The 13423-nt window shown below is 62.1% G+C and carries 11 protein-coding genes; 5 read left to right on the top strand and 6 right to left on the bottom strand.

From position 1 onward, the window contains the following. Positions 1 to 64 precede the first annotated feature (64 nt). Positions 65 to 943 (bottom strand): LysR family transcriptional regulator, encoded by an 879-nt coding sequence (locus ACFFIC_RS19580; RefSeq protein WP_377053450.1) that lies wholly within the window; start codon positions 941 to 943, stop codon positions 65 to 67. Positions 944 to 1060: 117 nt separating this feature from the next. Here ACFFIC_RS19580 and ACFFIC_RS19575 point away from each other — a divergent pair, with 117 nt between their 5' ends. Continuing rightward, positions 1061 to 1624 carry a GNAT family N-acetyltransferase gene (locus ACFFIC_RS19575; RefSeq protein WP_377053448.1) on the top strand — a complete coding sequence of 188 codons (564 nt, stop codon included), beginning with the start codon at positions 1061 to 1063 and terminating at the stop codon, positions 1622 to 1624. A gap of 327 nt (positions 1625 to 1951) precedes the next feature. On the opposite strand, the gene ACFFIC_RS19570 is transcribed toward ACFFIC_RS19575, so the two are convergent. Beyond that, positions 1952 to 2404, bottom strand: a complete 453-nt coding sequence (locus ACFFIC_RS19570) for a GNAT family N-acetyltransferase (protein ID WP_377053446.1) — start codon at positions 2402 to 2404, stop codon at positions 1952 to 1954. Between the two features lie 167 nt (positions 2405 to 2571). Here ACFFIC_RS19570 and ACFFIC_RS19565 point away from each other — a divergent pair, with 167 nt between their 5' ends. From ACFFIC_RS19565 to ACFFIC_RS19550, 4 genes are all read left to right on the top strand, one after another. Then, the gene (locus ACFFIC_RS19565) at positions 2572 to 3357 is read left to right on the top strand and encodes a hypothetical protein (RefSeq protein WP_377053444.1); all 786 of its coding nucleotides are present in this window, start codon (positions 2572 to 2574) and stop codon (positions 3355 to 3357) included. A 486-nt stretch (positions 3358 to 3843) separates the two neighbouring features. After that, entirely contained in the window at positions 3844 to 4233 is a 390-nt protein-coding gene (locus ACFFIC_RS19560) for a transposase (protein ID WP_456306952.1), read from the top strand. A gap of 2568 nt (positions 4234 to 6801) precedes the next feature. After that, positions 6802 to 8148, top strand: coding sequence for an ImmA/IrrE family metallo-endopeptidase (locus ACFFIC_RS19555; protein WP_377053442.1), 1347 nt, complete (start codon positions 6802 to 6804; stop codon positions 8146 to 8148). Positions 8149 to 8407: 259 nt separating this feature from the next. Beyond that, positions 8408 to 9004, top strand: coding sequence for a cation transporter (locus ACFFIC_RS19550; protein ID WP_377053440.1), 597 nt, complete (start codon positions 8408 to 8410; stop codon positions 9002 to 9004). A gap of 111 nt (positions 9005 to 9115) precedes the next feature. On the opposite strand, the gene ACFFIC_RS19545 is transcribed toward ACFFIC_RS19550, so the two are convergent. The 4 genes from ACFFIC_RS19545 to ACFFIC_RS19530 form a co-directional block, all read right to left on the bottom strand. Beyond that, a complete protein-coding gene (locus ACFFIC_RS19545; protein ID WP_377053438.1) occupies positions 9116 to 9922 on the bottom strand; it encodes an undecaprenyl-diphosphate phosphatase in 807 nt (268 codons plus the stop codon). Positions 9923 to 10110: 188 nt separating this feature from the next. Beyond that, a complete protein-coding gene (locus tag ACFFIC_RS19540) occupies positions 10111 to 10806 on the bottom strand; it encodes a phosphatase PAP2 family protein (RefSeq protein ID WP_377053436.1) in 696 nt (231 codons plus the stop codon). 53 nt (positions 10807 to 10859) lie between these two features. Next, a complete protein-coding gene (locus tag ACFFIC_RS19535) occupies positions 10860 to 12290 on the bottom strand; it encodes a sensor histidine kinase (RefSeq protein WP_377053434.1) in 1431 nt (476 codons plus the stop codon). Positions 12291 to 12611: 321 nt separating this feature from the next. Next, the gene (locus ACFFIC_RS19530) at positions 12612 to 13364 is read right to left on the bottom strand and encodes a COG4705 family protein (protein WP_377053432.1); all 753 of its coding nucleotides are present in this window, start codon (positions 13362 to 13364) and stop codon (positions 12612 to 12614) included. Between the last annotated feature and the right edge of the window lie 59 nt (positions 13365 to 13423).

Below are 13423 nucleotides of genomic sequence, written 5' to 3'. Positions count from 1 at the left end.
ACGCACACGCAGAGCCTTGCGGCAGATGGATGGTGTCATTGAAACCGCCGTCTAGGTAAGCCGGTTAGCCAACAGCTTCCAAGGCTTCCGTCAGAACCCGCAGCCCTCGGTCGCGCACCTTCTCATTGCGCAGCACGAGGCCGAGCTCGCGAGACGTCTCGGGCCGCAATGGTCGCCGCTCCGTACCGGGCGTACTGCTACCCAGGGCGAGGCAGGGCAACACCGAGGCGCCCAATCCACTGCCAACCAGTACTTTGATAGCCTCGACGCTGCCCAGCTCCATGATCGGCCTGGGAGCCAACCCGGCCTTGCGGAACCAAGCATCGACAACGCCTCGCGTATCACCGCCGCTTTCGTAGAGAATCAGCGGTAGCGCAGCGAGCTGTGTGGGCGTAAGGGCGCCCTCGCCAGGAGTGCCTGCGGGCACCAGCGCCGCCAGCCCGTCGCGCTGCCGTGTCGCTGTGGTCAAGGCTCGGCTTAGTGTGCGTGGCATGGTCACGAAGCCCGCGTCCAGGTCGCCCTCCTCAACTCGGCGCAAGACTTCCGGCGTGTTGCCGATTGCCACCAGGATCTCCAGGCCTGGCATCCGCGCCTTGGCAGCCGCTAACACCGGCGGCAGCAGGTGGATACAGGCGGTGGCGCCGGTGCCGAGCCGCACCCTGCCGGTCTCGCCTGAGCGGAAAGCTGCCGCCGCGAAAACGAGCTCCTCGACCGCCGCTTGAGCCCGCCGAGCGGGGGCAAGGATGGCATTTCCTGCCGCAGTTGCCATGACCCGCCCTTCTGCCCGGTCCAGCAGGCGAGCGCCGAGGATGCGCTCTAGCTCACGGAGCTGCTGGCTGGCCGCGGGTTGGGTCAAATGTAGTGACCGTGCCGCTTCAGTAATGCTGCCCCGCTCCACGGCAGCCAAGAAGGTCCGGAGCTGGCGAAGCGTCGGTGTGTCCATAAGCATAAATTATTCGAATGCGCCGTATCTGGAAAACTTTCTTTGCTCCGGGAGATCTCTGAAGCAGCATTCTCGGGGCGCCGGAGCTGGTTCCGGCTCCTCCAGAGCGGATTGTGAATGAGCGCGACGCTGACCCCTGGTTCTACCCTTACCGGTATCCGGCCTGCCTCCGAGGCTGATATGACTGCCATCACCGCGATTTACGCCCATCATGTCCGTCACGGCTCCGCTTCCTTTGAAACCAGAGTGCCTGACGTTGTGGAGATGACGCGCCGCCGAACCGCCCTTCTGGAGGGTGGCTTTCCTTACGTCGTGGTGGAAGACGATGGAGTGGTACTGGGTTACGCCTACGCTGGCGCTTACCGCCCGCGCGCAGCCTACAGCAACACGGTGGAGGACTCGATCTACCTGCGCTCCGATGCCACCGGACGCGGTTTGGGCTCCCACCTGCTGACCGCCCTGATCGGAGCCTGCGAGGCACGAGGGTTCCGGCAGATGATTGCGGTGGTCGGCGATAGTGCCAACATTCCATCAATCCGCGTTCACGAGCGGCAGGGCTTCCGCCGCATCGGTACGCTGGAGGCGGTGGGCTATAAGCACGGGCGCTGGCTCGATATCGTCCTGCTGCAGCGCCGCCTTGGCGAGGGCACATCCTCGGCGCCGCGGGCGCGGGATGCCTGACCAAGCTGGTATCCGCTTGGCACGCTGACTGGACCCTGGCCCTCGGCGTACACTACGCCCTGACCTGGACCGCTACCCTTTACGTCTCGGTTTCGGCCGTGGTCCTGGAGGGTGTCGCCCAGCATCTCGGCGCTACTGCCGCCGACTTGCAGGCTGGTTTCTCGGGGTCGCTGCCCCGCGAACGATTCATTGGACGAGGATGGCGACTGATACCAAGCGCCTTGGTGGATGACCACTTCGGGTGGACCCGGCCTCTCGCGTGTAGGCAGGCCCGTGGCGGCAGCATAGTCACACTGCCAGCTAGCGCGCTGGTGGCGCTTACAATGATCAGGGCAGGATCTTAACCATGTACACCCGCTTCAATCCCTTTTCCTCAACCCGACGCGTTTCCGAATAGCCGGTACGGGCATACAGGGCGATGTTCTCCGTCATTGCCTCGTTGGTGTAGAGTTCGATGCGGTCGTATCCCGCATCCCTAGTAGCCCGCTCGGCATATCGCAGCAGCGTGCGGCCAAGCCCCGTTCCTTGGGCAGCGGGAGCGACAGCCACATTGTCCAGCAGCATCGCGCCGTGCTGCGGGATAAGCACGACCAGGCCCTGCACGGTGCCATTCCGTTCGACGACATGGAGACGGCCCGCCGCGATTAGAGCGGCATAGTCGTCTAGCATCGGCCCCGGCTCCCGTCCGATGCGACTCACGTAAGGGGAATAGGCGTGCCGGACGATCTCTTCCACTGCATGAAGGTCGTTGGGGGTGGCTGGCCGGGGATCGAACTGCATCGCCACAGGTTGCACCTAGACTCCCCTTCAGCAAACAGCCGCTTTGGGGCAAAATTAGTCATCTACCAAGGCGATTGGTATGAGCCATGCCGCCCTCGGGATTTCCTCCCGCAGGCGGCATTTCTCGTACTGGTGCTCGACGACGGCCGCCCGGGCAAGAAAACGGCTTGCGGCCGCGCACCAGCCACCTGACAACCCGGGAAAGCTGTGAAGAGGCAGACTTGGCGAGGGCGACGTTGCCGGACGGGTTAGATGCTCTCCGGGTGGAGATGGAACTGGGCGAGGTTATGAGCCTCATCGAGCGCACGGCACGCTGGGTGGATCCGGCGACCTTCCGCCTGCTGCCAACGTGGTATCCGGAGCACGCGCGGAAGGCATTCTTCTACAAGGAGAACTGGACCACGCCGCAACTCAACAAGGGCGAGCACAAGCAGGAGGGGAACCTGCATGCCAACAAGGCCCTGACGCACGCGCTGGGCCTGCGATCTGACGACCGGCCGAATTGGTCCTGCTGCCACATCTGGGGTGTCGACGACCCCTTGTTCCAAGAGGCGAATCTGGTGGTGCAGGACCGCCGGTTCTTCTCCTGCGTCGGCAACATGGTCCTTTTGCCGACGCCCCTGAAGGCGTTCACGGACGCCGTTCCCGAGGTAAAGGCAATGCTGAGGATCTGTGCGCGGGCGCTCTACGGATGGCACTGCGACCACGAGGGTCTCGTGGAGACAGTCGCCACCATCGACCGCTGGGGCGACTGGGACGCCTATCCCGTGAGCTGGCCGCGTGCTCCGGGCGACGGGAAGCTGCCACCGGGCGTGGTTCTCCTGAACAGCGACATACGGAGCGACGCCGCGCGGCGGATAGCAAGGATCCGGCACGACCTCGAACACGCCGGTCCACACTACCCCCGAGCCCAGGTCCGAGATGTCCTGGCTTACTGGAAAATTGAGCTCTGAAGACCGGCCCCGGCAACCGGCTGACTACGCGCCGGAGGTGACCTTGGTCGCTGGATGAAGACCTACTGTATTACGACCTCACTGCGGCCTCATGAGCGTCTGGACAGGAGCGTGTCCCAAGCGGTGGTGTAGGAGGCGGCTACCTGAGTGAGGGAGGTCATCGCGGTGGCTTTCGGAAGGGTTTGGTTGCTGGAGACCGACAACCCGAAGCTCGGACCTCACGATGACCAATGACGAGACTGCCCTTCGCGAACTCCTGGGGAAAGGCTTGGACGCGACCTTCCTACGGGAGGTGATCGGCTTTGCCGCCGCGCGTTCTAGACCCAGAGGTTGACGGCCTTACCCGGGCGGCACCTCGTGAGCGCGGCCTGGATCGGCTGGTGCAGCGGAACGGGTACCGCGAGCGAGCGGAACTGGTAGATCCGGCCCCTGACACTTGAGCTGCGAATTCCGAGGCTCCGGCGCGGGAGCTATTTCCCGGCGTTTATGGAGCCCTGCCGAACGGCGGAGAAAGCGGTGTGTGGCGGTGATGGGGGTAGCCTACGTGCACGGCATTCAACGCGCTCCGTCGAGGGCTTGATCCAGGTGATGGGGTTGGAGCGCGCCAGCAAAAGCCAGGTCTCCCGCCTCTGTGCCGAGATCGACAGGCGGCTGCAGGACTTCCTCGACCGCCCCAGTGAGGGCGACTGGCCCTGTCCATGGCTGGATGCGACCTATGTGGAGGAGCGCGAGGCGGGCCGCATTGTCTTCGTGGCCTTCCCATTCAAGGAAGGTCGCATCCGAGTTGCGGGCTATCAGCCTACCCTCCGGACTGAGCCTGCACCGCAGCTCGGACACGTGCCTCAATCCTGTCAGCGGCAACTCTCGCGCGCCTAGGTTCTGTATCGTCGTCGTTTCCCGCCCAGGTCTCCTGACGGTCGCGGGCGACGAGGAGGTTCACACGATGACGGTCACTGTCGCGCGACAACACCCCGACAATCCTGAACTCAGGGCAAGAAAGGAGGGGCTGATCGAAATCATGGCTGACAGCAACTGCATCTGGCAAACCTGAGAAGCGAGGCCGGTGCCCTTGCCAAATATTTACATCCAGTAGCCATGGACCGCTTCTGTCAGCGATTTCGACGAGTGAGTGTAGGCCTGGATGTCCTGTACTCGTATCAGGCAGGCCAACGCCGAGGCTGCCCTCTCCCCACTGCGAATCTCCTGCAGCATTCATCAGCGTGATTACGAATGCGCCGACGACAGCCTTGGCGCGAACACGGCGGCGACGGAGATATTCAGCGGCTGCCGCTGCTGACCAAAGACAGCGACTCTGTTGGCCTTCGTCCCACCACTGCGTATCTCGCATTGCAGGGAAGAGATGCGTCGTGATGTCTGACACCGCAGACTGCATCTTGGCGCTCGCGCGGATTCGGTCTGAATGTCCATGGAATGTAGCCGAACCGACTGGAGCAGTGGGCTGAGTCAGCGGGATCATGTAAACTCCAAGGACCGGAACTGCACCCACATTGTGGCCGTGCGATTGCAGCTTTCGAAAGAGAGACGACAAAGGGTATGTTGCGGGTACGTCAAGCCGTCAATCAAGCAAAAGACGGCCTGCCTGCCAGCCACCAAGCCTTCTCTGGGCGTGGAGAGATCCCTGCAGCAGGGTAGGCTCGCTTGCTACAGCGAACGTGAACAGGCTCTCGCTTCGTGGCCTGTGGTCAAGCACCGTGCAGATCCTGATGCCCGTCGACGCTGGGCTGGGTATGCTGCCATACGCTTGGCGATCGATCAGTGGGGCGCGGAGTGGATGGCATGCACCCCATCGGGGATCTTTATCCCCTCTGAAAGACCACGGCGAGCTGCCGCGTGCATTCGGAGGTCAACACACGTTCGCCAGTCTCACCGCGCGTGGTTGCTTCGAGAGGACGCGGCGGATGTCAGCGCCGCTTGATCCCCGTCGGCGGCAGGCGCTCTCGAATTCGTAGTCGCACCCCTCCTTTAGGTGGGGCCGCCGTTGAAGCCGTCGATCGTTGCTGTGCTCTACAGCTTCGCAGCCGCGGTCCCCACGCATGCCAGAGGTACTTGGCAGGTTGAGAGGCCCTCCGCTACGTCTTGGAAGCCAACGACTCTGTTTCAGAGATGCGGCGATCGTGGCGCAGGCAAGATTGGATTAGCAGGTTTGTTCATGGTCCAGGCGGAACCTGACAGTGGTAGCAGGTGCAGCTCGATCCTCTCGTCGGCTGCAATCCCGAAGTTGCTCCGACTTCAACAGCTTGACCGAAGGGAGACCGACGGGCGGTCGACAGAATAGTTTGGAGGTTAGCCAAAGTGATCTGTCCGACGCCTCCGTGGTGGACGTGAGGTCCCTACAATCGTCGTGTTGCCTCCTGCAGTTGAATGGTGATCAGCCCAGATATGCGGTGGGTTGATCATGCGGCTTTGCCGCTCCGGGTTGATCGAGGGTTCGGGGGCTACCTGGGAGCCCCGGAGGACGCGTGCTATGAGGCGCCGCAATCGCGAATTCCGCCGTCCGCTCTCCCCCTTGAGATCAGGAAGGGTACTGGTGGGATGGGCGCAAGGATGGATGACGTGTTGGATGCAAGCAAAGGTTGCCTTGACCGGGGGGCATGCTGCCAAGCCTGGGTGGCTGAGCTCTAGTGCGCCGCATATCCATTCCCACAAGCCAGAAGTTTCAGTGGAAATCGTCTTCCGGGGCGCCTGTGGATCTCTCCTTCGTTCGTCACGACGTCCAGGCGGGGGAGCGGGTTCCCGGCTTGGACCCCGTGGTGCTCCAGCTTTGTAGGAACGCCGTCAGGCACACCTGGAGACCGCTGTGGAACCGGGACGAGCTTGTTGACCTGGATGTAGACCGGGAGTGGCGGTGGTATTGCCAGGTCTTCCACCCGCGGATGACCTATCCTGGTAGTGGCGGCTACGTGCGAGGCAGCCTGCTTCTAGTGATCTCGGCGCGTGGGGGTGGGCGCCTCGAAGCCGTTGCCCGGGTCGCCCACGGATACGAAACCAGCTTCCTCCCCAAGGTTGCTCGCGGGAGGGGGCAGCTGCCGCGCCGTCCTCAGGCTTCCTACCTTGACACATTAGCTACGGCACCCTGGAACCGAGCGAACCTTCCGGGTGAACTGGAGCAACTCAACGGCATCGGCCGTTTTCTTCTTATGGCCACAGCCCAATTATCGCTGGCGGAGGGCACGGCTGGGCGCATTGCCATCGAACCATCGCCGAATGCCCAGGCATTTTACCAGAATCATCTGCCTGCCTTACGTTCAGGAGTGGTCGACGACCGTCTCGTGATGGAGATTGGCGAGGAGGGACTGGCGGTCCTCAAGGAGGGGTGGCCCGAAAGATGGACAATGGCTGGTAACCTAATAGCAAGGAACAGGTGGCAGTCTCAGTCGTGAGTGCTCTAAGCTATCGAAACGGAATGAAAGGCTGATCGGCTTGATGGACGGTTTCGACATCCCGATCGGGCGGACCAAGGCGGAACGGCGACGTTCGGCGTGGGTGACCCTTGGACAAGGGTTTGAGGTCCTTCTGACGTTCAGCGCCGGTGAGTGGGTCAACGTTGCTGCCAAGGCACCCTGGGGCGAGACACAGTTCCAAGGGTCAGTCGTCGTCCTTCTCGAGGCAATGACACGCCTCTGGCGTGGTTTGGCGTTTGCTGACCCCTTGGTCCCGATCGAAAAACATCTGATTGGATGGCGTTTCTGCCGCGTGGGACTTGGCGTCCATATCGCGCCGAATGGTGCTCTGCGTGGTATGGATCATGAGGTGGTACCAACGGACGACGTCCTCCGAGGCATTGTCAGCCTTGGAAATCAGTTGTCCGCCCGCCTGCCAGTGGCCCACCTCGCAGCAAGGGGGTGGCGGGATCGGGCGCCGGTTACCCCTGAAGATATCGCGGCACTCGACGCGAGCCTTTTGAAAATCTCGGCCCAAAAATATAATGACCTCGGCCTCGTTCCCGTCGGGAAAACTGACGATCTTATTTATCCCGACGATGTCCGAGTGGTCGCGCGGAGCGCTGCATCCAGGGTCGCGCCAGTCGCATTGCGCAGAATGCTGGATGAGATTCGGCGTTCGCCGCCTCAGGATACCCCCTTGCTCGACCAAGTCGCCGAGCATCTGCAGCAAAGCATTGTTCTTGAAGTTGGCTGTGCGTTCCATGAGATGGGCCACGCCTACGCGCTGGCTTTCCGCCAATCGAGGGGGGTATTGCCTAACCAACCGATTGATATTGCGCTTGTGCTACGCGATTTCGGCGTCGAGATTCGTCGGCTATCAGTGCCTGAAGCGCCCGATCTAGACGCTGTCGCGGCCTGGGGCAGCTATGGACCAGTTATCGTGGTGAACACTCAAGGTCGGCATTCGCGAACACCGGAGGGTGAGCGGGCGTCCTTAGCGCACGAATTCGGGCATCTCCTGGTGGATCGGAATGGCAGCCGCCCAGTGGCTGACGTCCGCTGGACCAATGGTCCCAAGGGCTTCAACGCTTCGTGGGAACAACGGGCCAACGCGTTTGCCGCGGAGCTTCTGCTTCCAAGAGAAACCGCGGTACGGGAGCTGGCTCGCCAGGGCGACCTTGCCAAGACGCTTGAGGTCCTCTGCAGCCACTACCAAGTCAGTCAGCTTCTTGCCCTGCGACAGCTCGATAATCATCCTGAGGGGCCAGGTGGTCCCACGTCTGAGCAGAGTCGAGACATCAAGCACAAGATCAGAAAGCTTTCACTGAAGGCTTCTTCTAGGTCTGCTTGGACGAGACGTGGTCCACCTCCTAAGTTAACGAGGTGAGGCTTTCGCAGCACGAGCCTGCAGCGCTGTTAGCTGTTCTAGAACCCCTCCAACTTCGGCAAGAGGCTTCGAATTACGAAAGCTTCAAGCGGGGCATTATGCCTCTGCTGGGTGCAGGCGAGCGGTGTTCTCTGGTTTCCCGCAGTGGTCCAAGAACAGGTGGAGCTCGGCGCATCGGTGCGCGCCTGCGAGGCCCTGCTCGATAGTACGCAAGGCAGGTCTCCTAGGCACATAACGAGGATCGATAGGGACCAACCTCATGGAAGATTTGGCTGCCGACATCGGCTTGCGACAGGTCGTACGCCGGGTCGCAGCGCTGAATCTCGCCTACTTCGGCATTGAGTTCGCCGCAGGAGTTGCCATCGGCTCCGTCTCTCTGTTTGCTGACAGCATCGATTTTTTGGAGGACGCTTCAGTCAACCTTCTAATCATGCTGGGGCTGGGTTGGAGCCTGCGGCAGCGGGCGAGGCTGGGTATGGCGCTGTCCGGGATACTGCTCATTCCTGGGCTCGCCACGCTCTGGACCGTTTGGAATAAGATCATGGTGCCGGTGCCTCCAGAGCCTTTGGCATTAACCCTGGTTGGTGTCGGCGCCATGCTGGTCAACTCTACCTGTGCAATGATGCTGGCGCGCTTCCGCACCCATGGCGGCAGCCTGACCCGCGCTGCCTTCCTCTCTGCACGCAACGACGTCTTGGCCAATATCGCCATCATCGCCGCCGGTTTGACGACGGCCTCTCTGTGGGTGTCCGCTTGGCCTGACCTGATCGTGGGGCTTGGCATTGCCGTGATGAACGCCGACGCCGCGCGAGAGGTCTGGGAAGCTGCCCGCGAGGAGCACCGTGCGGCCCCATAGGCGTCCCCTCCAGGAATGCCGATGCTCTTGCCCTTTCGTAACAATTCGCTCCTACAGATCCGGTCACCAACCCATCTCGTAGAAATCAACTCCTTATACGCCACATATGGATCACCGCAGCGCCAACCAGGCGAGCGCCACTGTCCCGAGTGTGATGCGGTACCAGCCGAACGGTGCAAACCCCATACGGCTGATGATTGCGAGTACCCAGCGGACCACCAACAATGCGGTGGCGAAAGCGGTGATGAATCCCACCGCAATCAGCCCCGTCTGCGAGACGTCGAGGTCCGCCCTAGCCTTCCACAGGCTGAACACTGTGGCCGCAAGCATCGTTGGGATTGCAAGCACGAAGCTGAACTCGGCTGCGGCACGGCGGTCTACTCCCAGCAGCAAGGCCGCGATGATCGTGGCGGCCGACCGGGACGTGCCGGGCACCATCGCTAGTACCTGGCCACAGCCAACCAGCAACGCGGTCCCCGGCCTAATCTCGGAGATCTCATGCACGCGCGCCTCGGGGCGGAACCGTTCGATTAGTATGATAGCCACTCCTCCGGCCACGAGCGCCAGAGCTACCACTAGCGGGCTAAACAGCAGTGTGGTGATCGTCTTGTAAAGTGTGGCACCCAAAACCAATGCGGGAAGGAAAGCGAGCAGGAGGTTGATAACGTACCGCCGTTCTGCTGTCGCCGGACGCCACATCCCAAGGGCAAGGCGCCAAAGCTTTGCCCGGAAGATCCAGATAACTGCGAGGATGGCCCCGAGCTGGATGGAGATCTCGAACACCTTGCCTGGCGGCCCACGAAAGCCGATCGCTTCCCCTAACAGGATCAGATGGCCGGTTGAGGAGATAGGCAGGAACTCGGTAAGCCCTTCCACCAGCCCCATTAGCAGGGCGGAAACCAGCGCAGTCAGGTCCATCAGTTTATCCTTTGGTGGGGATTGCAGCGTGATTAACGGGGAGGGCCATGTTGCTGGATTCCCCGAGATCTCTGCGGCGGCCTCTTACACACCTATTCAGGCGGCTTTGGCCTGCCTAGTCGTGCAGAAGGAGCTTTCATGCCGCAGTCTGGCCCGTGCCTGTTCCCGCGACGCGCCGCGGACGTTTGTCAAGCACCTGTACGCCGTAACCAGAGAGCCGCTGCCCAGCAGATTGCCGCCCAGGCAGCGCCTAGCGTCCAACCCGCAATCACGTCCGTGGGCCAGTGAACCCCGAGATAGATACGACTGAGGCCGACCAGCAGCGCGAGCAGGACGGCAACCGAGGACACATAGGCCTTGAGCCGCAGGTCAGGCTGCGCGCGCGCCAGCATGGCGCCGATGACCAAGAAGACAGCCGCTGAGAGGGTTGCGTGCCCGCTTGGGAAGCTTGCAGTGAAGACACGAGCGCCGTGGGGCACCAACTCCGGACGCGGGCGCCCATACCAGCCCTTTAACCCCAGTTCGAGCGCCATCGCCCCAAGCGATGCGGCTGTCAGCGTCAACGCCTCGGCCCGGCGCCGCGCCAGCGCGAGGAAGGTCACCACCGACAGGACCAGGATCACCATCACGCCGGTGCCACCAAGCGCTGTCAGATCCCGACCGACCTCTTCCAACCAAGGTGGGCCGAGCGGGTCAGCGGGATTGCCGGGTTCACGCAGTGCTAGGAGCAGGCGAGTATCCAGCGCCCGGGTGTCGCCCTCGCCCACCTCGCTTGCCAGAGAAAGGAAGGCCCAGGCTGCCCCAGCCGCTCCGCCCAGCGTGGCAATGGGCAGGAACTCTCGCCGACCCGCCCGGATCGTGGCTGCCGTGCTCTCCGTAGTCATCCTCGTCTTCCAATCTTCGGTGCGTTGGGTAAGCACAACACCTGGCTTGCTGCCTACGAGAAGCGAAGTGTGACACGCAGACCGTGTCCGTCCGACCTCGCCGCCGTGAGCTCCAAAGCAGCGTCATGCAGCTTCGCTACTGCTGCGACGAGAGTAAGGCCTAGACCACTCCCCTCGTCGGAGCGGCTTGGATCCATACGATGGAAGGGGCGCAGCACCTGCCCACGAGCTTCAGGCGGGATGCCTGGTCCATTGTCCTCGACGATGAGTGCTGGCCCCATATCGGTTTGAGGCCCCACGACGCCTACGACGATCAATGTGCCTGCAAGCGTATAACGGAGAGCGTTCTCCAGGAGATTAGCCAGCGCTTGCACCAGCAGTTCCCTATCACCGATCACCATGACACCCGGTTCGATGACGGTCGTCAGGCTACGCCCTGATTCTTCTGCTGATGGTCCGTAGGCCTCAACTAGGTCAACGGCAACGGATGAGAGATCGACTGGAGCAAACGCAGCTCGGCGTGCCCCTGTCTCAACTTGCGCTATGCGAAGCAAGGCCGCGAAGCCGCGGAGGATAGCGTCGGTTTCGGCAATGGCTGCCTCTACTGCCGCCTCGTACCCAGCAGGCGTCGGTGCCCCATCCCGGGCAGCCTCAAGGCCTTGGCGGAGGCGCGACAGTGGTGTGCGTAGATCATGCGCAATGGCCGAACTGGTTCGACGCAGCTCCTCCATCAGGTCACGGATGCGGTCGAGCATGGCGTTGATGGCGACGCCGAGCCGGTCCATTTCGTCGACTGGACCGGCGACCGGGACCGGCACTCTACGGTCCAACTCGCCCTGCGCAATCGCTGCTGCCGTAGCGGCAATCGCATCCACGCGGTGTAGGAAGCCCTGTGCGACGATCAGGCCGCCTCCAAGACCAAGCAGCAGCATGACTCCAGCGGCCCAGAAGAATGCATTCTCGACAAGATCAGCGGTTTCATCGAGACGGGCGGCATCACGTGCAACGGCCAACCGCCCACCTCCAGAAAGGGTAACGACCTTGCCCAGGAGTGCGGTTTCGTCGTCTCCGATTTCAAACCAACCATTGGCGGCCGTGTGCGGCGGCAGGGCAGGTAAGGCGCCGACCAAGCGTTGACCTGCAGCGTTCTCGACAGCGTAGTGGGAGCCTGCATGCACCATGTCGGTGCCCTCCTGTTCCGCCAGAACACGCGCGAGAGTTTCGGCTGTGCGCGCGCCCTGCCGGTTTCCTGTACGCATCAGTTCGCCGAGGTCGACCTCCACTGCATCGCCGATTTGCTGCCGTAGCGCTCCTACCGTTGTCCAATGGACGAGACCAAACAACACGATGGAGGAGAGAGCAAACACAACGGCGTAGAGCAGAGTGAGCCGAAACCCGGTGGAATTCTGTAGTCGTGCAAAGCCGCCCGGTCCTCTAAGCCAGGATACGGGCGCCCTGCGGCCTTGTGTTCCGTTGCCGGTCAAGTCAGGGGCGCTCCGTTGAAGACGCAGGCGTAATGGCTCCGAGTTCTACGCGGGCAGGATGATCTCGGGTGCCAGTAAGAGGCAGGCTGATCCAACCACCATGGGTGCGATGACTGCGGCATAGCTGGCGGCTGAGTTCACGACCAAAAATCAGAATGCCTTCTGTACCGGATTGCTCTCCCGCAGGGCTGTGCGCCCCAGCGGATAGCTGCTGCTCTGCGCACGACCGCGGCATCTGAGCGATTTGAAGCTGCCGTACGGCGTGGTAGGTCCAAGCGATATCTTGGGAGCGCCAGAAGGCACACCGTCCCTGGGTTAGCATTATAGAGCCTGCTCACTTCCCCCCGGGTGTCTGCCCGCTCTCTGGGGCAGGAGCAGGATGCAGGCCAGCATAAAGGCAGCAAGCACCGCGGAGGCCGAGAAGCGGCCCAGTGCCAGTCCGCCGTCCGCCAAGGGCTTGTCGAGGAAATCGCCCACCATCGCGCCGAGTGGCCGCGTGAGAATGAAGGCGGCCCAAAACAGCAATGTCCGCGACAGATTGGTCCAGAAGTAGGCTGCTGCGACCACCGCTAGGGCGCCGCCAAAGACGATTGCCCCACCCCCGTACCCGAGCCCGCCAGTGTCGGCCAGGAAGTCGCCAAGTGCCGTGCCCAACGTCTGGGAGAACATGATCGTTGCCCAGTAGAATACCTCAGCCCGGGGTGAGGTGACGGTATAGATCGAGACGGAGCCGAGCGAACGATACCATAGGCCAAGCGTCGCCATGAGGAGGACAAAGAGCAACGACGAGCCTCCGACATAGCCGATGCCCAAAGAGCGGTCCGCGAAGTCCGCCAGTGTTGTTCCAGCGGTCGTGGTTGCGACGATGACGGCCCAGTAGAGGAACGGGTTGAACCGCTTTGCAGTGACCTGGGCAGTAACCGCGATCGCAACAGCGGTGGCGAAGATGGCGGTCCCAACCAGGTAACCCAAACCCAGAGTCATCGTCACCGCGTCACCCGCTGTTTCACCCAGCGTGGTTGCAGCGATCTTGATGATCCAGAACCCAAGGGTGACTTCGGGAACCTTGCTCAAGACAAGGTCTGCGTTGCTTCTCATATCGCTTCCTTCCATGGCGTAGCAGCCTCCGCCTA

The sequence above is a fragment of the Muricoccus vinaceus genome (genome assembly GCF_042433125.1).
GTDB classification, from domain to species: Bacteria; Pseudomonadota; Alphaproteobacteria; order Acetobacterales; family Acetobacteraceae; genus Roseomonas; species Roseomonas vinacea.
The sequence above is the reverse complement of the archived record's forward strand: the minus strand, read 5'-3'. Positions and strand labels throughout refer to the sequence as shown.

Bases quoted from the DNA above. Each gene is read 5' to 3' on its own strand.
- ACFFIC_RS19580 (WP_377053450.1), bottom strand. From the start codon at position 943: ATGGACACACCGACGCTTCGCCAGCTCCGGACCTTCTTGGCTGCCGTG.
- ACFFIC_RS19575 (WP_377053448.1), top strand. From the start codon at position 1,061: ATGAGCGCGACGCTGACCCCTGGTTCTACCCTTACCGGTATCCGGCCT.
- ACFFIC_RS19570 (WP_377053446.1), bottom strand. From the start codon at position 2,404: ATGCAGTTCGATCCCCGGCCAGCCACCCCCAACGACCTTCATGCAGTG.
- ACFFIC_RS19560 (WP_456306952.1), top strand. From the start codon at position 3,844: ATGGAGCCCTGCCGAACGGCGGAGAAAGCGGTGTGTGGCGGTGATGGG.
- ACFFIC_RS19555 (WP_377053442.1), top strand. From the start codon at position 6,802: ATGGACGGTTTCGACATCCCGATCGGGCGGACCAAGGCGGAACGGCGA.
- ACFFIC_RS19550 (WP_377053440.1), top strand. From the start codon at position 8,408: ATGGAAGATTTGGCTGCCGACATCGGCTTGCGACAGGTCGTACGCCGG.
- ACFFIC_RS19545 (WP_377053438.1), bottom strand. From the start codon at position 9,922: ATGGACCTGACTGCGCTGGTTTCCGCCCTGCTAATGGGGCTGGTGGAA.
- ACFFIC_RS19540 (WP_377053436.1), bottom strand. From the start codon at position 10,806: ATGACTACGGAGAGCACGGCAGCCACGATCCGGGCGGGTCGGCGAGAG.